20 protein-coding genes are annotated in these 20,933 nt (G+C 72.3%); 5 read left to right on the plus strand and 15 right to left on the minus strand.

Annotation, left to right across the window (positions count from 1 at the left end):
• Positions 1 to 27 precede the first annotated feature (27 nt).
• Together ACFQS7_RS11135 and ACFQS7_RS11140 are read right to left on the minus strand one after the other, a co-directional pair.
• The gene (locus ACFQS7_RS11135) at positions 28 to 816 is read right to left on the minus strand and encodes a CHAP domain-containing protein (protein WP_380067115.1); all 789 of its coding nucleotides are present in this window, start codon (positions 814 to 816) and stop codon (positions 28 to 30) included.
• A 339-nt stretch (positions 817 to 1,155) separates the two neighbouring features.
• Positions 1,156 to 1,506 (minus strand): RidA family protein, encoded by a 351-nt coding sequence (locus ACFQS7_RS11140; protein WP_380067116.1) that lies wholly within the window; start codon positions 1,504 to 1,506, stop codon positions 1,156 to 1,158.
• Positions 1,507 to 2,501: 995 nt separating this feature from the next.
• Between ACFQS7_RS11140 and ACFQS7_RS11145 the strand changes: the two genes are divergently transcribed.
• Positions 2,502 to 3,359 (plus strand): ATP-grasp fold amidoligase family protein, encoded by an 858-nt coding sequence (locus ACFQS7_RS11145; RefSeq protein ID WP_380067117.1) that lies wholly within the window; start codon positions 2,502 to 2,504, stop codon positions 3,357 to 3,359.
• A gap of 212 nt (positions 3,360 to 3,571) precedes the next feature.
• Here the strand turns inward: ACFQS7_RS11145 and ACFQS7_RS11150 are convergent, their stop codons facing one another.
• Positions 3,572 to 4,552 (minus strand): Gfo/Idh/MocA family protein, encoded by a 981-nt coding sequence (locus tag ACFQS7_RS11150; RefSeq protein WP_380067118.1) that lies wholly within the window; start codon positions 4,550 to 4,552, stop codon positions 3,572 to 3,574.
• 129 nt (positions 4,553 to 4,681) lie between these two features.
• Between ACFQS7_RS11150 and ACFQS7_RS11155 the strand changes: the two genes are divergently transcribed.
• On the plus strand, positions 4,682 to 5,644 hold the full coding sequence (locus ACFQS7_RS11155) for a Bug family tripartite tricarboxylate transporter substrate binding protein (protein WP_380067119.1): 963 nt from the start codon (positions 4,682 to 4,684) through the stop codon (positions 5,642 to 5,644).
• A gap of 27 nt (positions 5,645 to 5,671) precedes the next feature.
• Here the strand turns inward: ACFQS7_RS11155 and ACFQS7_RS11160 are convergent, their stop codons facing one another.
• The 6 genes from ACFQS7_RS11160 to ACFQS7_RS11185 all read right to left on the minus strand — a co-directional run bounded on the left by ACFQS7_RS11160 (position 5,672) and on the right by ACFQS7_RS11185 (position 10,988).
• Positions 5,672 to 6,727, minus strand: a complete 1,056-nt coding sequence (locus tag ACFQS7_RS11160; RefSeq protein WP_380067120.1) for a methyltransferase domain-containing protein — start codon at positions 6,725 to 6,727, stop codon at positions 5,672 to 5,674.
• 84 nt (positions 6,728 to 6,811) lie between these two features.
• Positions 6,812 to 8,245 (minus strand): hypothetical protein, encoded by a 1,434-nt coding sequence (locus tag ACFQS7_RS11165; protein WP_380067121.1) that lies wholly within the window; start codon positions 8,243 to 8,245, stop codon positions 6,812 to 6,814.
• Between the two features lie 148 nt (positions 8,246 to 8,393).
• Positions 8,394 to 9,647: an MFS transporter gene (locus ACFQS7_RS11170; RefSeq protein ID WP_380067122.1), complete on the minus strand. Its 1,254-nt coding sequence runs from the start codon at positions 9,645 to 9,647 to the stop codon at positions 8,394 to 8,396.
• 33 nt (positions 9,648 to 9,680) lie between these two features.
• Positions 9,681 to 10,139 (minus strand): hypothetical protein, encoded by a 459-nt coding sequence (locus ACFQS7_RS11175; RefSeq protein WP_380067123.1) that lies wholly within the window; start codon positions 10,137 to 10,139, stop codon positions 9,681 to 9,683.
• Positions 10,140 to 10,149: 10 nt separating this feature from the next.
• Positions 10,150 to 10,659 carry a hypothetical protein gene (locus ACFQS7_RS11180; protein WP_380067124.1) on the minus strand — a complete coding sequence of 170 codons (510 nt, stop codon included), beginning with the start codon at positions 10,657 to 10,659 and terminating at the stop codon, positions 10,150 to 10,152.
• 65 nt (positions 10,660 to 10,724) lie between these two features.
• Positions 10,725 to 10,988 carry a hypothetical protein gene (locus ACFQS7_RS11185; protein WP_380067125.1) on the minus strand — a complete coding sequence of 88 codons (264 nt, stop codon included), beginning with the start codon at positions 10,986 to 10,988 and terminating at the stop codon, positions 10,725 to 10,727.
• Positions 10,989 to 11,296: 308 nt separating this feature from the next.
• Between ACFQS7_RS11185 and ACFQS7_RS11190 the strand changes: the two genes are divergently transcribed.
• The gene (locus ACFQS7_RS11190) at positions 11,297 to 12,592 is read left to right on the plus strand and encodes an amidase (RefSeq protein ID WP_380067126.1); all 1,296 of its coding nucleotides are present in this window, start codon (positions 11,297 to 11,299) and stop codon (positions 12,590 to 12,592) included.
• A 24-nt stretch (positions 12,593 to 12,616) separates the two neighbouring features.
• On the opposite strand, the gene ACFQS7_RS11195 is transcribed toward ACFQS7_RS11190, so the two are convergent.
• The 6 genes from ACFQS7_RS11195 to ACFQS7_RS11220 form a co-directional block, all read right to left on the minus strand.
• A complete protein-coding gene (locus ACFQS7_RS11195) occupies positions 12,617 to 14,266 on the minus strand; it encodes an NTP transferase domain-containing protein (RefSeq protein ID WP_380067127.1) in 1,650 nt (549 codons plus the stop codon).
• Entirely contained in the window at positions 14,263 to 14,979 is a 717-nt protein-coding gene (locus ACFQS7_RS11200; RefSeq protein WP_380067128.1) for an XdhC family protein, read from the minus strand. The genes ACFQS7_RS11195 and ACFQS7_RS11200 overlap by 4 nt, the downstream gene beginning before the upstream one ends.
• Positions 14,976 to 15,296 carry an XdhC family protein gene (locus tag ACFQS7_RS11205; RefSeq protein WP_133286894.1) on the minus strand — a complete coding sequence of 107 codons (321 nt, stop codon included), beginning with the start codon at positions 15,294 to 15,296 and terminating at the stop codon, positions 14,976 to 14,978. Before ACFQS7_RS11205 ends, ACFQS7_RS11200 begins: the two co-directional genes overlap by 4 nt.
• Positions 15,293 to 16,525 (minus strand): VWA domain-containing protein, encoded by a 1,233-nt coding sequence (locus ACFQS7_RS11210; RefSeq protein ID WP_380067129.1) that lies wholly within the window; start codon positions 16,523 to 16,525, stop codon positions 15,293 to 15,295. The genes ACFQS7_RS11205 and ACFQS7_RS11210 overlap by 4 nt, the downstream gene beginning before the upstream one ends.
• 118 nt (positions 16,526 to 16,643) lie before the next feature.
• Entirely contained in the window at positions 16,644 to 17,573 is a 930-nt protein-coding gene (locus ACFQS7_RS11215) for an AAA family ATPase (protein WP_380067130.1), read from the minus strand.
• Between the two features lie 32 nt (positions 17,574 to 17,605).
• Positions 17,606 to 18,331 carry a CoxG family protein gene (locus ACFQS7_RS11220; RefSeq protein ID WP_380067131.1) on the minus strand — a complete coding sequence of 242 codons (726 nt, stop codon included), beginning with the start codon at positions 18,329 to 18,331 and terminating at the stop codon, positions 17,606 to 17,608.
• Between the two features lie 156 nt (positions 18,332 to 18,487).
• Between ACFQS7_RS11220 and ACFQS7_RS11225 the strand changes: the two genes are divergently transcribed.
• Positions 18,488 to 19,900, plus strand: coding sequence for a sodium:proton antiporter (locus ACFQS7_RS11225; RefSeq protein ID WP_380067132.1), 1,413 nt, complete (start codon positions 18,488 to 18,490; stop codon positions 19,898 to 19,900).
• Between the two features lie 100 nt (positions 19,901 to 20,000).
• A complete protein-coding gene (gene prpB, locus ACFQS7_RS11230) occupies positions 20,001 to 20,924 on the plus strand; it encodes a methylisocitrate lyase (protein ID WP_380067133.1) in 924 nt (307 codons plus the stop codon).
• Positions 20,925 to 20,933: the final 9 nt, after the last annotated feature.

A 20,933-nucleotide genomic window follows, 5' to 3' on the forward strand; every position in this document is an offset into this window, starting at 1 on the left:
ATCGGCCCGCGGCGCGGGCCGCTGCCTTCAGCGGTGGCGGCGTGGCGCGGCCTTGCGCAGCGGGGCCAAGCCCTGCGGCTCGAAGGCGACCGGTTGGGCGGCGAAGCCGGTGCCGACCGGCATCTCGGCCAGTTGCTCGAAGCGCAGGCTGCGCTCCAGCGGCTTGGCGGCGGCATAGACCGGGGCGTCGTCGCCGGCCGGGCGGTTGTAGATGAAGCCGTAGGTCGGATAGGTCCGGCCATAGGCCTGGTCGCTATGGCCGACCTGCACCTTCACCGCGGTCCAGTCGTTGTTGTCGGAGACATCGACGACGCTGACGTTGTGCATGACCGAGCCCTTGCGGATGCCCGGGCCGCCCCAGTTGGCGTGGTCGATCAGCACCTGCCGGTCGTTCAGCACGCGGCCGACCACCGCGACATGGCCGCGGGCCATGCCGCCGCTGCTGCGGAAGGCCATGACCGAGCCCGGTTCCGGCTGGTTGCCGCGGCGATAGCTGCCGGCGGCATTGTGCCACCAGTCGCCGCCATTGCCGGAGATCGCCATGCCGGTGACGCTGCGGGCATAAGGGACGCAAGAGATGCCGCCACCCCAGCCGGAGACGGTCGCATGGCTCCGGGTGCGACGGGGACCCTTGGCATGGCGGCGGCCGCTGCGCACGGCGGCCTGCCTGAGTCCGGCCTTGTGCGACTGGGCGGAATGCGGGGCCTTCGTGGTGTAACCGGGGTCCTGCTTGGTCCGGGCGGCCTCGGCGTCGGTCGCAGTCGCGACGCCGCCCAGCAAGGCACAGACGGCCAAAGTCGTCCCAGTGACGCGCATGAAAAACCAGCCCCCTTGCAGCCCCCGTCATCCCCCCCGGCCGAAGCCGCACACCGTGTCTGTGCGCTGGCTCACGTCGTCGGGAGGCACGCTCTGAAATCTGGGGTAACAAGGCAGGGGTAAATGGAACAACCCGCTGCGGCGCAACAAGGGGAAACAAGCGGTGATTCGTCAGATCACGCGCCGCTTACCGGTCCGTGAACGGACCATCGTCCTAGCTTTTAAGGCCATCAGACGTCATGCAACAGTGTGGTGGCAGAAATGCAACGCATGCATGCTGGCGACCGCCATGGCGGATTCGGCTGGGGCCGACGAGATGTCACGCCGGCCCCGTCCGGCTCAGCGGCAGGCGGTGATCATGATCTCGACCAGGTGGCGCGGGTCGGCCATTTCGGCCTGCACGCAGGCGCGTGCCGGGCGGCCGTCCTCGCCAAGCCACTTCACCCAGACCTTGTTCATGGTGTCGCGGTCGGTGATCCGCTTCAGCCAGATCTGGGCGGTCAGCAGCCGGGTCTTGTCGGTGCCGTTGTTCTCCAGCGCCGCGTCGATCTTGGCGATGACTTCCTCGGTCTGGCCGGTGATGTCCTTGCTGAGGTCATCGGCGGTGATGCCGGCCAGATAGACGAAGTTGTGGTACTCGACCGAGGTCGAGAGGATGGGGTTGCTGCCCTGGCGGGTGATCTTGGACATGGCGGGACCTCTCCGTTGCGGATCGGGCGGTTCTAGACCGAAAGGGTGGAGGCGTCATCCTGGGGGGGCGGCGATCGGTCCGGTGTTCCCCTTGGGGAGTTCCCCGATGCCTCCTGGAGTCTGCGCGAGGTCGCGGCGCGACGGGCCGTGCACCCCCGTCTTGCCGGTGCTTTCCGCGGATCCGTTATTCGCCGGACGGTCCCTGGCGCTGTGCTTGACACGGTGGCGCAGCCCGGATCGCCTGACGATCCTGGTGCCGGCCTGGCTTCAGGTCGCCGGCTGTCCGGCGGGCCGGTCGGGGCCGTAAATGGTGGCCCGCGACGGCAGGCCTTCGATGCCGCGCGGGATCTGGCGCCTGCCGCCGCCGATCCCCTTGGTGCGGAGTAGCCGGGTGCGGCCGGTGCGGCCCCTCGCTTGCCACGTTCGTCGCCGTTCTCGGCAGCCGATGGCTGCCGTCGTCGGGCCGGCATTGCGCCCGTTCCGTTCGCGGCACGGCACGTGCTCGACGCGATCGAGCGTCCGGTGCTCCTCCCGGCCGGCCTGCGCCCGGTGGGGAGGGGGTCCGTCGTCCCTTCGGCACCGCGCCCTCATCCACCGACCGCATGCCCCCGCCATCCTGCGCCGGCGCGATCGAGGGACAAAAATCGGCCAACCATCGGCAACAAGATCGCAATTATAACGATAAATGAAATCAGCGCTTCCCGTTTTGGGATGCCGCTTCATCGCATGGGCGCGTTTATTTCGGCAATCAACGAGATATACTAATCGCGACTGCTTCAGATATTGCGGTCTTCTTCCAGGACGACCCTTAGGCTATCATTTTGGTCGGTGGCTGCCGGGTCCATGCAGTTCAAGAACAAGGTCCTGTTTCCTGCATGGATATTTCCGCTGATGATGGCAGTGACTCCCCCAGACTGACGTCGCTGCGGCCATCGCTTGTGCCCGGGGCCGTGGCTCTGCCGTCATTCGGTCTCAGGACCCTTTTTTCGAGGGTCGTGCAGGCGGTCCCACCGTTGCAGCGGCTGCGGGAGGCGCGTCGCCTGCGGCGACGGATGCGCGCCGCACTCGGCTACGAGCCGAATTTCAATCGTCCGCGAACCTTCAACGAGAAGGTCGCCTGGCGGATCCTGCACGACCGCAACCCGCTGATCGCGCTGACCACCGACAAGCTGGCGGTGCGTCGGTATGTCGCGGCGAAGGCGTCCCCCGACATCCTGGTGCCGCTGCTCGGCACCTGGGACCGTGCCGAGGCGATCGACTGGGCCGCGCTGCCGCCCCGCTTCGTGTTGAAGGCGAGCCACGGCTGGAACATGAACCTGCTGGTCCATGACAAGGCCGCGGTCGACCGCGACGCCGCGCTCGCCACCGCGGCGGGGTGGCTCCGGCACAACCATGCCGCGGCGACGGGCGAGTGGGGCTACCGGGACATCCAGCCCCGGCTGCTGGCCGAGACCATGCTGCTGGACGAGGCCGGCGAGATCCCGGCCGACCTGAAATTCTACGTCTTCAACGGCCGGATGCGCCTGCTGCGCGTGCATACCGGCCGCTTCGGCGACCATCGGATCACCTTCTTCGACCGGGCCATGCACCCCCTGCCGGTCAACCAGATCCATCCCGCCGACCCAGACTGGTCACCGCCGCCCGGGATCACCGAGGCGATGCGGCTGGCGGAACGGCTGGGCGCCGACTTCGACTTCGCCCGCGTCGATCTCTATCTCGCACTCGGCCGGTTCTGGTTCGGCGAGATCACCCATTATGACGGCAACGCCACCGTCGCCTATGAGCCGTGCAGCTACGACCGGATCATCGGCGACATGTGGCAATTGCCCGGATCGGCCGCCCGCGAGGCCTGATCACCCTGCCGATCGGGTGGGGCAGGGAGGCAGCCGATGCGGCATTGAATGCTTGCCGTGCGGCCGAACCGCATGGCCGGCCAGGGCGGGAATGCCGGAGCGGGCGGTCGGTGGCGGCATCGGCCGTGGTTCCGCGGGACGCAGGCCGACCCATCCGGCAGCCACCGCGGGACGGTCCTCCGCCGATCGCCCCTTGTCGTCGCGGCGGATCCTCACGCCACCGCGTAGCTGCTGCCCGACGCCGCGGCGCCGATCATCGTCTCGAACACCGAGACGCCATGGATGGCATCGGCCAGCGGCAGCGGATAGGCCGGGCCGCCGGCCGCCGCCGCGGCGAAGGCGGCGAGCTCCGCCGCCTCGATGTCCAGCCTGGGATAATCCTTCGTCCAGGCCTCCCCCGCGCCGGGGACGGGAACGAAAACCAGCTGCTGCTGGCCGCGCATCTCGAGCGAGCCGCGGGTGCCAAAGAGCGCGACGCGCCAGGCCTGCGGCGCCAGCGACAGGGTGGCGAAGGTGCAGGTAGCCCCCGATTCGAAGCGTGCCAGCATCGCCGTGGTGTCGTCCACATGCGGCGAGACCCGGCGCAGCGACTGCACCGTCACCTCGGCGAAGCGGCCCATCAGGCAGATCAGCATGTCCACCATGTGGATTCCCATGCCGCCCATGCCGCCGAGCGGGCTCTCCGCGCGGTCGGCGCGCCACATGCCTTCCGTCCAGGCCGCGGCGGCGGGGCCGCTGATATGCCCCTCGGCATGCAGCACCGTCCCCAGCGCGCCTTCGGCCAGCAGCCGCTGCATCTCGGCGGTCGCCGGCAGGAAGCGGCGGTTGTGGCCGAGCGCCAGGACGACGCCGGCCGCCTGGCAGGCGGCGACCGCTGCCTCGGCGCTGGCCTTGCTCAGGGTGAAGGGCTTCTCGACGAAGACATGTTTCCCAAGCTTCGCCGCGGCGACGACCTGCTCGGCATGCTGCTTGTGCGGGGTGGCGAGGACGATCGCCTCGACCTCGGGGTCGGCCAGCACCGCCGCGAACCCGTCATGCAGGCGGATGCCCTGCTCGGCCGCCCAGTCGCGCGCCTTGGACGGCGTGCCGGTGCAGCCGGCGACGAAGCGGATGCCCGCATCGTTATTCCGCTGCACGCTGTCCACCAGCACGCGGCCCCAGCGGCCCATGCCCACGATCCCGGCCTTCAGCATGATCCCCGCTTCCCTCGACGCCCAGGCGTCAGGGTAGCCGCCGCGGTGCCGGCTGGGCAGCCCCGCCGCGGGCGGTTCCCCTCGGGCGGCTTTCCTGCTTCGATCCCGGAAAACGGGGGAGGAAGACCGATGCACCTGCCACGCCGCACGGCGCTCGGGCTGCTGGCCGCCCTGCCGGCCGCCGCCCAGCCGCGCCCCTGGCCCAGCCGCCCGCTCCGCTGCATCGTCCCCAGCGCCGCCGGCGGCTACGAGGTCTATGCCCGCCTGCTGGCGCCGCGCCTGTCCGAACTGCTGGGCCAGCCGGTGGTGGTCGACAACAAGCCCGGCGCCAACGGCACGATCGGCATGCAGGAGCTGCAGCGCAGCCCGGCCGATGGCTACACCTTCATGTTCGCCCATGTCGGCGCGATCTCGATCGGCACCAGCGTCTATCCCAACATGCCGCTCGACCCGGTGGAGGACCTGGCCGCCATCGCGGTCGCCGTCACCTCGCCGCTGGTCTGGATGGTCAACCCGGCCACGCCCTTCCGCAGCCTGGGCGAGATGGTCGCGCGGGTGCAGGCGGAACCCGGGGCGTGGCGCTACGGGCTGCCGGCCTCGGGCAGCATCCCGCATCTGGTGATGGAGGACTTCAAGCGGCGCCACCGGCTGGACCTGCCGGCGGTGCCCTATCGCAGCACGCCGCAATCCCTGCTGGCGACCATCGCCGGCGAGGTGCCGATCGTGCTCGACAGCCTGGGCGCCAGTTCCGGCCATGTCCTCGGCGGCCGGCTGCGGGCCCTGGCGGTCACCGCGCGCGCGCGGACGGAGCGCCTGCCGGCGGTGCCGACCGTGCTGGAGACCGGGCTCGACGAACGAGAATGGGTCGCCTGGTACGCCTTCATGGCGCCGAAAGCCACCCCGCCCGAGGCGATCGGGCGGCTCAACGCGGCGATCAACCAGGCTTTGCAGGAGGAGCCCTTGGTCGCCCGGTTCCGCGAATTGGGCGGGACGCCCCGCCTCTCCACCCCAGCCGAGACGCTGGACTTCATCCGCGCGGAGCGGGAGGAATTCGGCGCCATCGTCCGCGCCGGGCAGATCCGGGTCGAGTAGCGCCGGCGCCGCGGCCGTGCCGCCCGGTCAGTGCCGGTGCAGCAGCGTCAGCACCGCACGCAGCGGCGCGGTAAGCTGCCAGGACCGGCTGCCCAGCACCCGCCGCAGATGCCCTTCCGCCTGCGCCAAAGCGGCGGCACCCGCCGCCGCTTCGGCCCGCATCGCGCCGAGTGCCGCCTCGGCCCCGGCCAGCCGGTCAGCCAGCGCCGTACCCGCGGCCTCGCTTTCGGCCAGGCGGCCGGCGCAGGCAGCGAGGTCCCCTTCGCGCGCGGCCAGACGTCCCGCGAGGTCGTCATGCGCCGCCGCGCGCGCCGTGCCCTCCGCCCGCAGCGCGGCAAGCTCGGCCTCGCGGGCCGCCAGCGCCGCCTCCTGCCGGCCGAGGTCCACGGCCTGCCGCGCCAGCGCCGCGTCCCGCTCGGCGAGGGTGGCGCGCAGCCCGTCGATCGCCAGCATCTCGTCGGTCTGGCCGCGCTCGGCCTCCCGCACCGGCTCGCCGCCAGCGCCGCCATCGAGGATGTTGGACCCCGGCGCATGGCCGGCGATCCGGCCGCGGCGGCGCAGGGCGCCGGGGCCGGCCTTGCGGAAGACCGCGACGAAGTCGCACCAGCCCTCGCCGCCCTGCTGGCCGATGAAGCTTTCCGCCAGCTCCACCGCCACGCCGCGCTGCCCGGCCCATTGGCAGAGCGCCAGCCCGGCATCCGGGTAGAAGCGCCAGCAATCCAAGGGGTAGCGGTGCACGGCGTAATTGCTCGGCGCGTTCAGGTAGAGCAGCCCGCCGGGCCGGAGGATGCGGATGAGCTCCAGGAAGCTGTCCCAGAAGGCGATGTCGTGCTCGAAGCAGGAGGAGGTGACGGCGACGTCGACGCTGGCATCGGCCAGCGGCAGCGGCGCGCCAGGGGCCACCACCACGTCGACGCCGGGGCCGGGGGCCATGTCCATGCCGACATAGCGGACCCCGGGCGGCGCATGGTCGCGCAGCCGGCCGTTGACGTCGTAGCTGCCGAGCTCGGCCACCGTGGCGAATTCCGGCTGCCAGTAGTTCTCGAAGAACAGCCTGGCATGGGTATGGGCGGTGTCGTGCATCGGGTCGTGCTTGTGGCGGCAGCCCCTGCCGGCCGCAACCGGCCGGCGGGTCAAGAGACGCGGAAGCCGGCCGGCGGCCCCGCCTCAGGCGATGACCAGCCACGCCGCCTGGGCGGGCGCGGCGCCGCTGCCGGCATGGTCGAGCTCGATCGCCGCCACGTAGTCGCCGTCGACCACGCGATAGAGGTGCCGGCCGGAGTCGAGGTCGCGATCGAAGACCAGCCGCGCCTCGGCGCTGAAGCCGCGCAGCACGACCTGGTCGCTCCGGTCCGCCGTGCCGGCGCCGGCGAGATGGAAGTCGGTCACCCGGTCGACCTGGCCACCGACCGCCGCGGCGATGCTGCCCTTGACGAAGATGAAGCTGTTGCCGCCGCCTTCGCCGCCGGTGACCGTGGCCAGGCCGGCGCCGAAGGTGACGGCATCCGGGCCGCTGCCACCGAGCACGGTCGCCGCCGCGCCGCCGAGGGCGATGCTGCCGCCGGCCTCTGGCAGCAGAATGGCCGCGGCCGCCGGCGCCCGGGCGAACCAGGCATCGACCATCTCCCGGACCGTCCCGTCGGCCAGGGTGAAGCTGCCGATCCGCGTCACCGTGTTGCCGTCGCGCATCTCGCTCGCCGTCTCGGCGGCGAGGTCGAGGCCGGCGATGCCGCGTTCGTCGAGGCTGCGGATCTCTCCCGGATCCACCGCGCCGTCGCCGTCGCCGTCCTGCCAGACCCGCAGCACGGCGAAGCCCGCGTCGGCGGCGTCGATCCGGCCGTCGCGGTTCGCATCGAGGCTGGCCAGCCGGTCGAGCCCGTCGCCGAAGGCCGCGCTCTCGGTGAAGGGCAGCGGCCGGCCGTCGGCGGCCAGGGTCACCAGCATGCCGGTGCCTTCGCCCATCCAGCCGGTGCGCGTCGCCGGCGCATCGGCATGCCAGGCGAACTCGGCCGTGCTGTCCTCGAGGCCGACCAGTGCCACGCCGCCGCCATCGAGGTCGAGCAGCAGCGGGTCGGCCGACTTGGCATAGGCCAGGGTGTCGGCATCGGCCGCAAGCCGCGCCTCGCGGAATTCCCTGGCGATGATCGGCTTCCACGTGGCGACCAAGTCGGCCTTGTCCTGCTGCAGCTGATGGTACTCGTCGATCCATCCGGACAGCTTGTCCTTGGCCGCCTGGTAGGCGGTATCGGCCGCGTCCTCGACCGCCTTGAGCCCGGTATAGGTGGCGATGGTGGTGGCCACCACTTGCGCGCGCGAATCCGCCAGGTAGGGCGCGAAGCGCAGGGCCATCTTCCAGGCCCATTCCGCCGCGACCATGGCGGCCCTCGCCGTCGCCGCCTCGGCGACGGCGAGGCTCAGGGCGAGCCCGGCGGCGGCGATGCCGGTGACCAGCAGCGTCTTGCTGGCGATATGTTCGGCAATGGCAAGGTTGTGGGTCGATATGGCGTCGTCGAGGAACGTCTGGTCGTCGACCGCCGGCTTGCTGTGCAGCGCATACCGCTCGTACCAGAAGTCGGTCGTCGTCTTGGTCTTGCTGGGCATGGTCTCTCCCCGTGCGGGAGTTGATCGCCGATGGTTCCCGCAATCGTGGAGGTTGCGTGGACCGTCCGCCCCCGCCCTTGCGCTGGATCAAGACCACCACGCCGGCAGACCGGCCGCAGCCCGGCCGGCGGCGGCGGCTTGCCGTGGTTCAGGAACGCGTTCCGTCGGGGTCGCGCGCCTCCAGCACCCGCGTCATGACCGGCAGCCGCCGCACCCCCCAGGCCAGCACGCCGAGCGCGAGCAGCATCGCCAGGAAGGTCGGCAGCCGCAGCCCCAGCACCTCCCCCAACCCGCCCAGCACCAGCGCGCCGAGCGCCGGACAGGCCCGGGTGATCATCCCCCAGAGGCTGAGCACCCGGCCGCGCATCGCCGGATCCGCGGCATTCTGCACCAGGGTCTGGGTCGAGATCCCGTGCACCGACCCGGCCGCGCCCATGATCGCGGCGCAAAGCAGGGCGAAGGGGAAGACGCCGGTGGCGACGAAACCGATGGTCGCCAGCGCCTGCACGCCGACCGCGCCCACCGCCAGCGCGGTGGTGCCCTCCACCCGGCCCCGGTTCGCGACCCAGAGGCCGGAGAACAGTGCGCCGATGCCGATGCAGGCGGTCAGCATCGCCAGCCCGTCCGGGCCGCGCAGGAACAGCCGCTCGACGAAGGGCGGCAGGATCTCCTGCACCCCGCGCATCAGGATCGAGGCGACGGCGGCGAAGCCGAGCAGCGGGCCGATCCCCGGATGCCCCCCGGCATAGCGGAACCCGGCGATCGCCTCGGCCCAGACGCTGGCCTCGGGCGCATGGCCGCGGCGCTCGGCGCGGTCGATCCGCAGCAAGGGCATGGTGAAGGTGGCGATCAGGTAGGCGGCGCAGTTCAGCAGCACCGCCGGCAGCACGCCGCCGACCGCGATCAGCGGGCCGGCGATGGCCGGGCCGATGAAGCGGGCGACGTTGAAGCAGAGCGAATTGCAGGCGACCGCGGCCGGCAGGTCGGCCCGCGGCACCAGGCTCGGCATCAGGGATTGCCGCGCCGGCTGGGAGAAGCTGGCGGCGATGCCGCTGAAGACCTCCAGCACCAGCAGCAGGCCGATGGTCAGGTGGCCGCTCCAGATCAGCGCGGCGACCATGGCGGCCTGCAGGGCGATGGCCGATTGCGCCAGCATGGTCAGCCGAACCCGGTCCATGCGGTCGGCGACCGCACCGGCGATCGGGCTGAACACCACCGCCGGCGCCAGGTCGCAGAAGGCGACCATGCCGACCCAGAAGGCGCTGCCGGTCATCTGCCAGGCCAGCCAGGAGATCGCGATCCGGTGCACCCAGAGCCCGGTCCAGGAGATCAGCGACGCCGCGAAGAAAAGCCTGGCATCGTGGTGCGACAGCGCCCGGCCCAGCGCCCCGAGATTGGCCACGCGGTCAGTCCAAGCCCGGCGGGGAGGGCATGCTCAGCGCTGCGGCGCGGCGCGGGTGTTCTCCTGGACGCACTGGTCGGCCAGCCGGTCGCGCTCGAACAGCCGGCCGAGCCGGTCGGTCTCCGCCCGCTGCGAATAGATGCTGGCCTGCGACCCGACCCGGCTGTCGCGCTCGTCCTCCCGCATCAGCTGGCCGCGGTCGCGGGTGACGATGATGCGGTCGGCGTCGCGCCGGCAGGCCGAGGCGACGGCGGCCTGGTCGCGCACCGCCTGGCCCGGCGCCGGGGCGGTGAGGGCCTGGCCCGGCGCGCTGCGGACCGCGGCGCCGCCGCCGCCCGCCGCCGGCGGGGCGAGGCTGACCGGGGAGATCGCCGGGTCGCGCCCGCCGCCGGCGCAGGCGGACAGCACCAGGCCGGCGAGCAGCAGCCCCGGCAGCGCCCCGCGCGCGGAGCGGCTGAAAAGGCGGGGCAGGCGGGGCAGCGGACGGGTCATGCAGGTCTTCTCATGCGATGCGGCGCCGGTCGGCGGCGCCTGGCGGCAGGCGACGGGACAATAGACGCCTTATCGCGGATTCGTCGAACCGGGCGCCGGCGTCGAGCGGCAATGTCGCCGCTGCCTCCAGCAGCGCCGGGTGCAGCTCGATCCCGTCCGGGGTGACCTCGAACAGCGGGGCGAGCGCCGGGACCCGCGCCAGGACCTCGACCAGCGCCAGCAGCCGCAGGCACAGCGCCAGGCCGGGCAGGGACTGCAGGTCGTAGCCCTCGTCGATCGCCTCCGCCCAGCAACCGGCATCGGCATCGGCGATGGCGATCTCGGTGGCCTCGCCATCCGGCCGGTCGAAGCGCAGCAGCCGGGGCGGGCCCCACAACTCGAGCGCTGCGGCGCGGCGGGCCAGCGACCAGGCGGCGAGCAGGTCGCCGGGAGCGACCGGCGGCAGGTGCTCGGGCGGGACGGGGACGACATAGGTGAGGGCGCCGGCTTGGGTGCGGGCGACGCGGATGGGGCCGGACATCCCCCGAGTGTGGCGGCGCGGCGCCGGCCCGGGAAGGGCATGCGCATCGCCGCAACGGCGGCGGCTCAGCGCCGGCCCAGCAGCCGCTTGTCGCCGGAGGGCGTGTAGTAGAACGGCTCGCCCAGCGCGGTGCGGCAGGGCAGGGCCTCGGTGCAGAGGCCGCGGCCGGGCGGTGGCGGGGCATTCGGGGTCGGCCGCAGCGACGGCCCGGCGTAGGGCGACACGGCATTGGGTGGCAGCACCGGCGGCGGCAGGGCCTGGGCCGCGGCCGCCGCGGCGATGCCGATGGACAGCAGGCCGGCGGCCAGCAGGGTGGATGATGCGCGCATGCCCGGCTCTCCCATCCGGGCGCAGAAAGATCAACGCGGTTTTTCCGAGGCGACAGGTCGCGCGGCTAGGAAACGGTTGCCTCGGCGTCTTTGTTCTTGTTATGTTCAAATCCTTGGTGATGGAGGCGACCGATGCAGTATGCACCTGTCCCCTTGCCGCCAGGCGCCGCCGGCGCCGGCGCCGGTCCCGGCCTCACCGTCCCGCCCGGCTTTGTCCGAAAACCGCGGCCTCGCACCCCGGCCGGGGGATTTGTCCGAAAGCCGCATCCGCGCTCAACTGGCCGCGGAAAGCCGCCAGGGGCCCTGCCATGACCGATCTCGCCGACCTTCCCGCCACTGAGGCCGCCCGCCGGCTCCGGGCCGGCAGCCTGAGCGCCGCCGCCTTGACGGAGGCGCTGCTCGACCGGGTCGCGGCGCGGGAGCCGGTGCTGCGCGCCTTCGCCTGGCTCGACCCGGCTTCGGCGATGCGCCAGGCGGTGGCGCTCGATGCCGCCCGCGCCGCGGGCCGCGCCGCGGGGCCGCTGCATGGGCTGGCACTCGGGGTGAAGGACGTGCTGGACACCGCCGACCAGCCCTCGCAGTACGGCTCGCCGATCTGGGCCGGGCACCGGCCGCGGTCGGATGCCGCCTGCGTCGCCGCGGGCCGCCGGGCCGGGGCGGTGATCCTGGGCAAGACGGTGACCACCGAATTCGCCACCCGCCAGCCGGGGCCGACCAGCAACCCGGCCAATCCGGCGCATACCCCGGGCGGCAGTTCCTCCGGCTCGGCCGCAGGCGCCGCGGCGGCGTACTTCCATGCCGGCTTCGGCACCCAGACCGCGGGCAGCATCATCCGGCCGGCGGCCTATTGCGGCGCGGTCGGCTTCAAGCCGTCCTACGGCACGCTGCACCGCGCCGGGATGAAGGTGATGAGCGAATCGCTCGACACCATCGGCGTCATCACCCGGACGGTGGGCGACGCGGCGCTGGTCATGGCCGGGCTGACCGGGCGGGACTACGGCGCGCCGGAAATCAGGCCCGGCCGCGCCCCGCGCCTCGCGCTCTGCTGGGGCCCGACCGCGGCCGAGGCGAAGCCTGAGACTCGGGCGCTGCTGGAGCGCGTGGCGAGCGCCGCGGCAAAAGCCGGCGCCACGATCGTGCCGATCGAGCTGCCGCCCGCGGTGGTTGCCGGCCTCGACGCGCATGCCCTGGTGATGAACGGCGAATCGGCCGAGGCGCTGGGCTGGGAGCGGGCCATGATGGCATCCCTGCTCTCGCCCGGGCTGCGCGAGCGGCTGGACTGGGGCCATGCCCAGGGCGGGCCGGCGCTGGCGGCGGGGCAGGCGGCCTTCGCCGCGGCGCAGGCGGCCTTCGCCGATATCGTCTCGGGCTGCGACGCCGTCCTGACGCCGAGCGCCCCGGGCGAGGCGCCGGAGGGCCTGGGCTGGACCGGCGACCCGGCCTTCAACTCGCTCTGGACCCTGCTGCACGTACCCTGCGTGACGGTGCCGGCCGGCACCGGGCCAAAGGGCCTGCCGCTCGGCGTGCAGGTGGTGGCCGGGTTCGGCCAGGATGCGACGGCGCTGGCCTGGGCGGAATGGGTGCGGCAGGCGGCGGCGGGATGAGCCGGCCGGCGCGCCGGGGAGAGGCTACCTGACCCCGGCGAAGCCCGGCGCCTTGCGCAGCGCGTCGGTGGTGTCGAAGTCGCGCAGGACGGCGTCGTCGGCCATCTCGACCTCGGCCACCCGGTCGGCATGCTTGCCGGCTAGGTGCCGGGCGCCGACATCGCCCGTGATGGTCATCATCTCCGGCAGGAATTCCACCGCCCAGAGCATCGGGTTGCCCTGCTTGCCGCGGAAGGTCGGCATGACGATGGCGCGGCCTTCCTCCGGGTCGAAGGCGGCCATCAGCCGGTCGATCATCGGCCCGGCCACCAGCGGCATGTCGCCGAGGCAGATGACCACGCCCTCGATCCCCGGCGGCAGCGCGGCGAGGCCGGCCTTCAGGCTGGCCGACAGCCCCTCGGCATAGTCCTCGGCATGGGCGAAGATCACCCCCTTGCCGCCGACCGCCGCCTCGACGCGCTCCCGCTCATACCCGGTGACCACAACGACAGGCCGGGCGCGGGAGGCCAGGGCATTGTCGACCACGCGGGCGACCATCGAGACGCCCTGGTCGTCGGCCACCAGCAGCTTGTTCAGCGGCGCCATGCGGCGGCTGCGGCCGGCGGCCAGCACCAGGGCGGCGACCTGCCGGCCGCGGCGGGGCGTGAGCGTCTGGGCCGGGGTATTGGCCGCCTCGGCGCGCGGCAGGGGGCGGGTCTCGATCTCCTTCAGCAGGCCGCCGACGCCCATGCCCATGACGTCGCGCGGCGTCACCTTCAGCCCGGCGAACAGGCGCTGCAGCACCCAGTCGATGCCGTTCAGCTTCGGCGACTTGGCGCAGCCGGGCAGGACCAGGGCCGGGATGCCGTCGATGTGCCCGAGGCAGATCAGGTTGCCGGGGTCCACCGGCATGCCGAAATGGTCGATCGTCCCGCCGGCCCGCACGATCGCCGCCGGCCCGACATCCCGCCGGTCCACCACGGCGGAGGCGCCGGCGACCAGCAGCACCTGCGCGCCCTGGCGGCGCAGCCGGGTCAGCGCGTCGGAGATCGGCGCGGTCTCGTGCCGGGTGCGCTCGGGCGGCAGCAGGGTGCCGTGCAGCGCCTCGATCCGGTCCCGGGTCGCCTCGACGGCGCCCTCCATCACGCTTTCCTTCTGGCCGGGCAGCTCGCTGAGCACGAGCCCGACCTTCAGCGGCCGGAAGGGATGCAGCGACAGCGGCGGCGGGCCCTGCTTCGCCATGGCCTCGGCCACCTGCAGCACGGCGCCGGGGACGGCAAAGGGGATGACCTTGATGGTCGCCAGCATCTCCTTGGCCGAAACCGGGATGTGCGAGGCGAGGGTCGCCACGGTCAGCGATTCATCCAGCGCGTTCAACCGGTTGATGACGCCCGCCTCGACCACCAGCAGGCCGGCGGTCTCGGCGACCAGGTTGACCCGCCCGGTCGAGGCCCGGGTGCGCGCCAGCAGCGGGCCCATCAGCGCATTGGCCAGGCGGTCGGCCGCCTCGTCCTCCGGCACGTCGCCGGGTTCGAGCCTCGCGGCGATGACGCTGCCATGGCCGCCCTGCTGCAGCGCGGCGATCGCCGCCTGGTCCAGCACGGTGCCCTTCTTCAGCACCCGGCCCTGCAGCCGGACGGTATGCGCGAGGACGGCGCCACGCGCCTCATCCAGCGGGGTGGGTCCGAAGATCATGCGGCGGCGGCCACGGCCGGCGCGGCGCGGGTGCCGAGCGCGGCGCCGCGCCTTGCCGCGACCACCTCGGCCAGGATCGACAGGGCGATCTCGGGTGCGGTGACGGCCTCGATGTTCAGCCCGACGGGGGCGCGGATGCGGCCCATGGCGGCCTCGGCGTGACCGAGCTCGGCCAGCCGCGCGACGCGCTTGGCGTGTGTCCGGCGGGAGCCGAGCGCGCCGATGTAGAAGGCATCCGACCTCAGCGCGACATCCAGCGCCGGGTCGTCCAGCTTGGGGTCGTGCGTCAGCGTGACCACGGCGGTGCGGCCGTCGGGCGCCAGGGCGACCATGGCGTCGTCGGTCCATTCATGGATCAGAGTGATGCCCGGGAAGCGGTCCGCGGTCGCCCAGGCGCGGCGGGGGTCGACCACGGTCACCGCGAAACCCACGGTCTGCGCCATCGGCACCAGGGCTTGGGCGATGTGCACCGCGCCGACCACGATCAGGCGCAGGGCCGGGTTGTGCGGGTGGACGAACCAGGCCTCGCCATCCAGCGTCACGTTCTGCGCCGCGTCGTCGCGTAGCGCCGTCTGCGCGGCCTCGGCCAGCGCGCCGGGCACCGCCGTGTCGGGCCAGAGGCATTGCTCGCCGTCGCTAAGGCGCGTCAGCAGGGCGGCCGGGCGCTTGGCGGCCTGCGCCGCCTGCAGCGCGGCCAGGACATCCGGCGTCACGACAGCTTCTCCACGAAGACCTTCAGCTTGCCGCCGCAGGCCAGGCCGACTTCCCAGGCGCGTTCGTCGGAGATGCCGAAATCCAGCAGCTGCGGCGTGCCGGTCTGCATGGTCTGCTTCGCCACATCGGCCACCGCGCCCTCGATGCAGCCGCCGGAGACGCTGCCGGCCAGCTTGCCGGAGGCACTGACCGCCAGCCGCGAGCCGGCCGGGCGGGGCGAGGAGCCCCAGGTCTCGACCACGGTGGCGAGCGCCACGGTCTCGCCGGCCGCGCGCCAGCCGGCTGCGGTCGCCAGCACGTCCTCGGAATCGCTCATGCCGCCATCCTCCGTTGCGTCCGGTCCCCGGGCTGCGGGCCGCTCAGCGTCTCCACCAGCGACCGCAGGCTCTGCAGATTATGCACCGGACGGAATTCGTCCACATGCGGAAGCATCGCCCGGATGCCCTGTGATCTGGGCTGGAAGCCCTCGTACCGCAACAGGGGATTCAGCCAGATGAGCCGGCGGCAGGAATTCCGCAGCCGGTCGGTCGCCTCGGCCAGGCCGCGGGCACCCTCGCGGTCGAGCCCGTCGGTGATCAGCAGCACCACCGCGCCCTGGCCGAGCACGCGGCGGGACCATTGCCGGTTGAACAGCTCGAGCGACTCGCCGATCCGCGTGCCGCCCGACCAGTCGGGCACGATATGCGAGACCAGCTCGAAGGCCACCTCGGCATCGCGCGACTTGAGCTGGCGGGTGACGTTGGTCAGCCGCGTGCCGAAGAGGAAGCTGTGCACCCGGTCGCGGTCGTTGGTGACCGCGTGCAGGAAATGCAGCAGGATCTGCGCATACCGCGCCATGCTGCCGCTGATGTCGCACAGCGCCACCAGCGGCGGCGGCCGGGTGACTCGGCGCTTGCGGGCGAGGGTGAGGATCTCGCCGCCCTCGTGCAGGCTGGCGCGGATGGTGGCGCGCAGGTCGACCACCGGGCCCATCGGGTCGGGCCGGAAGCGCCGGGTTGGCCTGGCGTCCAGCGGCAGGACCAGCTTGCGGATCTCCTTCTTGGCGTCGTTGATCTCGGCCGCCGACATGGCCTCGAAATCCATCGCCTGCAGGCGCTCGCGCTCGCTGACCGTCATCGCCACGGCGATGGGCGGCTTCTCCTCGGGCTCGCGCGGCGGCTGCTGCGGCGCCTGCTTCGGCGGGGCGAGCGCCTCGGAGACGCGGCGGGAGGAGGGGGGTGGCTTCTGGCGCTCCTTGAAGCCGTCCAGCATGGCCATGGCGGCGGCGTTGCGGCCGGCCTCCGGGTCGCGCCAGAACAGCAGGAAGGCCTGGTCGAAGACGTCGAAATCGGCGTGCCGGCGGACCATCACCCCGCGCAGCGCGGCATGCACCTGGCGGCGGTCGCCAATGTCGACGAGCTGCAGCGCCTCGGCCGCGGCCAGGGTCTCGGCCGGGCCGACCGGCAGCCCGGCGCGGCGCAGCAGCCGGCCGAAGGCGAGAAGGTTGGCGGCGAGCGCCGCGCCGGGCGGCGTGGTGAGGGCGGCGAGGGTGGTGAATTCGCTCATCGGCCAGCACCCGAGCCAAGGGGCGCCCGATCCCGGACGAAAAACCCCGGTCGGGGTCCGGGGGCCGACCCGGTCCCCGGCGGGGGTGCAGGGGGCAGCGCCCCCTGCATGGGCCGCGTCACGCCGCCGCCTGCTTCGCCTCGGCGACCAGCCTGGCCGCCTCGGCGCCGCGCAGCTTGGCGATGTCGTCCTGGTACTTCAGCAGCACGCCGAGCGTCTCGTCGACCGCCGCCGGCTCGAGCTCCGCCGCGTCGAGCGCGGTCAGCGCCGCGGCCCAGTCGATCGTCTCGGCGACGCCCGGCAGCTTGAAGTAGTCGCCGCCGCGCAGCTTCTGCACGAAGGCGACGACCTGGGCCGAGAGCTTCTCCGGCACGCCGGGCGCGCGGATCGCCAGGATGGCGCGTTCCCGCGCCGCATCGGGGTAGTCCACCCAATGGTACAGGCACCGCCGGCGGATGGCGTCGTGCACTTCGCGGGTGCGGTTGGAGGTGATGATCACCACCGGCGCGACATCCGCCTTGATGGTGCCGAGTTCCGGGACGCTGAGCTGGAAGTCGGCGAGGATCTCCAGGAGGAAGGCCTCGAAGGGCTCGTCGGCGCGGTCCAGCTCGTCGATCAGCAGCACCGCCGGGCCGCCCTCCGGCGACAGCGCCTGCAGCAGCGGGCGTTCCTGCAGGAAGCGGCGGTCATAGATGCCGCGTTCCAGCGCCTCGCGGTCCTGCGAGGCGCCGGTCGCCTCGGCCAGCCGGATGCTCATCAGCTGGCGGGCGTGGTTCCATTCATAGGCCGCGGCCGAGAGGTCGAGGCCGTCGTAGCATTGCAGCCGCACCAGCCGGCGCGGCAGCTCCTTGGCCAGCACCTTGGCGATCTCGGTCTTGCCGGTGCCGGGCTCGCCCTCGAGGAAGAGCGGCCGGCCCATCCTGAGCGCAAGGTGCACGGTGGTCGCCAGCGCCCGGTCGGCGACATAGCCGCCGGCCGCCAGGAGACGCTGGGTGGCCTCGACGGTTTCCGGCAGGTCCGGCGCGGCTGCCGGGCGCGGCCGATTCACGTCCTCGCCCGCGCTCGGTCGACCGGACCCGCTCACAGGAACATCAGCGCCAGGATCGCGACCATCAGCACGCAGCCGGCCCAGAATTGCAGCGGCAGGCCGAAGGGCTCGATCTGCAGCATCAGGCGCAGCGGCTTGATGGCGTTGTCGTCCACCGGGCGCGGGTTCGGCCGGTGGACCGGCTTGCCGCCGCCCGCGCTCGGGCCCTCGGCGCCGTGCTGGGTCAGCGGGCCGGGACCGCTTGCATCGGCCAGGTATTCGGTGTCGGTCCCGGCGACCGGGGCGGCGGCATCCGCCACGGCCGGCTCGGGCTCCGCCGGCGTCAGGCGGGCGGCGAAGCGGTCGAAGAACTGGTCTGCCATCTGCTTGGCGGTGCTGTCGATCAGCCGGGCGCCGAGCTGCGCCATCTTGCCGCCGACCTGCGCCTTCACATGGTACTTCAGCAGCGTCTCGGCGGGGCCGAGTTCCTCCAGCGCGACGTCGGCGCCGCCCTTGGCGAAGCCCATGGCGCCGCCATTGCCCTCGCCGCTGATGGTGTAGCTCGCTGGCGGGTTGATGTTTTCCAGCTTCACCTTGCCTCCGAACTTGGCCGACATCGGGCCGAGCTTGACCCCGACCTTGGCGGTGAAGGCATCCTCGGCGGTCCGCTCGACGGTTTCGCAGCCGGGGATCGAGGCGCGCAGGGCCTCCGGATCGTTCAGTGCTTCCCAGACTTGCTGGCGCGGCGCGGGAATGCGCCGCTCGCCGGTCATCTCCATGGTCTGCTCCCGAATTCGCGTCGGACCTTAGGGGCGGGTGGGGGCCAAGGAAACCCCCGGCGGGGTGCCGTTCAGGTCATGCTCCAGGCCAACCCGGGCAATGCTGCCCGTCCCGCCGGGGTTGCGGGGGCGCGATAATTGCGGTGTTTGGCCGGCATGGTCCGAAGCCCGATCCGCCGTGCCACCTGGTCGATACCGATGATGCTGGTCGCCGCCCCGGCGCTGGCGGCGCCGGCGGGGCCGCCGCTCGGCCTCGCCTGGGGGCTGCCTTTCGCCGGGCTGCTGTTGTCCATCGCCCTGCTGCCGCTGGTGGCCGGGCGCATCTGGCACCTGCATTACGGCAAGATCGCCGCCGGCTGGGCGGCGGCGCTGCTGCTGCCCTTAGCCTGGGTCTTCGGCATCGGCGCGACGCTGGCGGAGATCCGCCACATCCTGCTGCAGGACTGGCTGCCCTTCATCGCGCTGCTCCTGGCGCTGTTCACCACCGGCGGCGGGGTGGTGCTGCGCGGCCGGCTGGTCGGGACTCCGGCGGTCAACACCGCGCTGCTGGCCGCCGGGACGCTCGCCGCCAGCGTGATGGGCACCACCGGTGCCTCGATCGTCTTCCTGCCGCCGCTGCTGCGGGCCAATGCCTTCCGCGTGCGGAAGGTGCACAGCTTCGTCTTCTTCATCTTCCTGGTCAGCAATATCGGCGGCGTGCTGACGCCGCTGGGCGACCCGCCGCTCTATCTCGGCTTCCTCAAGGGGGTCGGCTTCTTCTGGACGGCGCAGCATCTGGCGGCCGAGTTCCTGGTCTGCGCCGGGCTGCTGCTGGGCCTCTACTGGCTGCTGGACCGCCGCGCCTGGGCGCTGGAACGGCCGGTGCCGCCGCCGGCACTGCGGGAAGAGGCAACGGGGCTGCATGTGCGCGGCCGGCGCAACCTGGCGCTGCTGGGCGCGGTGCTCGGCGTGGTGGTGCTGCAGGGCATCTGGCAGCCGGGCGCGGTCGCGGTCCTCGGGGAGCCCGTGGGACTCGAACGGCTGCTGGCAGTGGCGGCATTCCTGGGCATTGCGGTGGTCTCCTTTCGCGTCACGCCGATCGCGCTGCGGGAGGAGAACGGCTTCGGCTGGGGGGCGATGGTGGAGGTGGCCAAGCTGTTCGCCGCCATCTTCGTCTGCATGGCGCCGCTGCTGGCGATCCTGCGGGCGGGGCCGGACGGAGCCGCGGCCGGGCTGGTCGCGCTGGGCGCCGATGCCGGCGGCTCGCCCGACCCGGCGGCCTATTTCTGGTTGACCGGGGTGCTGTCCAGCCTGCTCGACAATGCGCCGACCTACCTGGTCTTCTTCAACCTGGCCGGCGGCGACGCGGTGCGGCTGATGGGGCCGGATGCCGCGGTGCTGGCGGCGATTTCCTGCGGCGCGGTCTTCATGGGGGCCAACAGCTATATCGGCAACGCGCCCAATTTCATGGTCCGGGCCATGGCGGAACGCGGCGGGGTGCGGATGCCGGGCTTCTTCGGGTACGTATTCTGGGCCGCGGTGGTGCTCTGGCCGCTGTTCGGCCTGGTGACGTTGATATTCTTCCGGTGATACGGTTTGGCTATCGTCGCCCCGACAGGATCGAAATTGACAGATCGCCGGGCCAGGCGCTCTCTCCCGCCGCATACCTTGACGTGATGAGAGAGACGCCATGCCCTACGTGATCGGTGCCGATGTCCCGGACGAGCCGGCCGGCCTCCGCTTCCGCCGCCTGCTGGAACGCCCGGGCATCCTGCAGATGCCGGGGGCGCATTTCGGCATGGCCGCGCTGCTGGCGCAGAAGGCCGGATTCGAGGCGGTGTATCTCTCGGGCGCGGCGATGACCGCGACCATGGGCCTGCCCGACCTCGGCATGATCACGGTGGACGAGGTCTGCTTCTGGATCCGCCAGGTCAACCGCTCCACCGGCCTGCCGATGCTGGTCGATGGCGATACCGGCTATGGCGAGGCGCTGAACGTCATGCACATGGTGCGCGCCTTCGAGGAGGCCGGGGCCGGCGCGGTGCACCTGGAAGACCAGTTGCTGCCGAAGAAATGCGGCCACCTGAACGACAAGAAGCTGGCCGATGCCTACGACATGGCGGCGAAATGCGCCGCGGCGCGCAAGGCGCGGAAGCACCTGTATGTCATCGCGCGCACCGATGCCGCCGCCAGCGAGGGCATGGACGGCGCCGTGGCGCGCGCCAAGCTGTACCTGGAGAGCGGCGCTGACGCGATCTTCCCGGAAGCCCTGACGACGCGCGACATGTTCATCGAGTTCGCCAGGCGCATGCCCGGCGTGAAGCTGCTGGCCAACATGACCGAGTTCGGCCGCACGCCCTTCTTCACCGCGGCCGAGTTCGAGGGGATGGGCTATTCGATGGTGATCTGGCCGGTCTCCCACCTGCGGGTCGCGGCCAAGGCGGTGGAGGAACTCTACGCCTCGATCAAGGCCAATGGCGGCACCCACAAGATGGTCGACCGGATGCAGACCCGGGCCGAGCTCTATGCCACCATCGGCTACCACGACTACGAGGCGCTGGATGCCTCGCTGGTGAAGACCATCATCCCGACCGCCATGCCGCAGCAGGGCTGAGGCCGCCTA

Source organism: Dankookia sp. GCM10030260 (assembly GCF_042666655.1).
Classification (GTDB): Bacteria; Pseudomonadota; Alphaproteobacteria; order Acetobacterales; family Acetobacteraceae; genus Paracraurococcus.

Coding starts and splice junctions, on each gene's coding strand:
- ACFQS7_RS11195 (WP_380067127.1), bottom strand. CDS start 14,266: ATGATCTTCGGACCCACCCCGCTGGATGAGGCGCGTGGCGCCGTCCTC.
- ACFQS7_RS11155 (WP_380067119.1), top strand. CDS start 4,682: ATGCACCTGCCACGCCGCACGGCGCTCGGGCTGCTGGCCGCCCTGCCG.
- ACFQS7_RS11175 (WP_380067123.1), bottom strand. CDS start 10,139: ATGACCCGTCCGCTGCCCCGCCTGCCCCGCCTTTTCAGCCGCTCCGCG.
- ACFQS7_RS11205 (WP_133286894.1), bottom strand. CDS start 15,296: ATGAGCGATTCCGAGGACGTGCTGGCGACCGCAGCCGGCTGGCGCGCG.
- ACFQS7_RS11180 (WP_380067124.1), bottom strand. CDS start 10,659: ATGTCCGGCCCCATCCGCGTCGCCCGCACCCAAGCCGGCGCCCTCACC.
- ACFQS7_RS11225 (WP_380067132.1), top strand. CDS start 18,488: ATGGTCCGAAGCCCGATCCGCCGTGCCACCTGGTCGATACCGATGATG.
- ACFQS7_RS11220 (WP_380067131.1), bottom strand. CDS start 18,331: ATGGAGATGACCGGCGAGCGGCGCATTCCCGCGCCGCGCCAGCAAGTC.
- ACFQS7_RS11190 (WP_380067126.1), top strand. CDS start 11,297: ATGACCGATCTCGCCGACCTTCCCGCCACTGAGGCCGCCCGCCGGCTC.
- ACFQS7_RS11160 (WP_380067120.1), bottom strand. CDS start 6,727: ATGCACGACACCGCCCATACCCATGCCAGGCTGTTCTTCGAGAACTAC.
- ACFQS7_RS11165 (WP_380067121.1), bottom strand. CDS start 8,245: ATGCCCAGCAAGACCAAGACGACGACCGACTTCTGGTACGAGCGGTAT.
- ACFQS7_RS11185 (WP_380067125.1), bottom strand. CDS start 10,988: ATGCGCGCATCATCCACCCTGCTGGCCGCCGGCCTGCTGTCCATCGGC.
- ACFQS7_RS11140 (WP_380067116.1), bottom strand. CDS start 1,506: ATGTCCAAGATCACCCGCCAGGGCAGCAACCCCATCCTCTCGACCTCG.
- ACFQS7_RS11210 (WP_380067129.1), bottom strand. CDS start 16,525: ATGAGCGAATTCACCACCCTCGCCGCCCTCACCACGCCGCCCGGCGCG.
- ACFQS7_RS11135 (WP_380067115.1), bottom strand. CDS start 816: ATGCGCGTCACTGGGACGACTTTGGCCGTCTGTGCCTTGCTGGGCGGC.
- ACFQS7_RS11150 (WP_380067118.1), bottom strand. CDS start 4,552: ATGCTGAAGGCCGGGATCGTGGGCATGGGCCGCTGGGGCCGCGTGCTG.
- prpB (WP_380067133.1), top strand. CDS start 20,001: ATGCCCTACGTGATCGGTGCCGATGTCCCGGACGAGCCGGCCGGCCTC.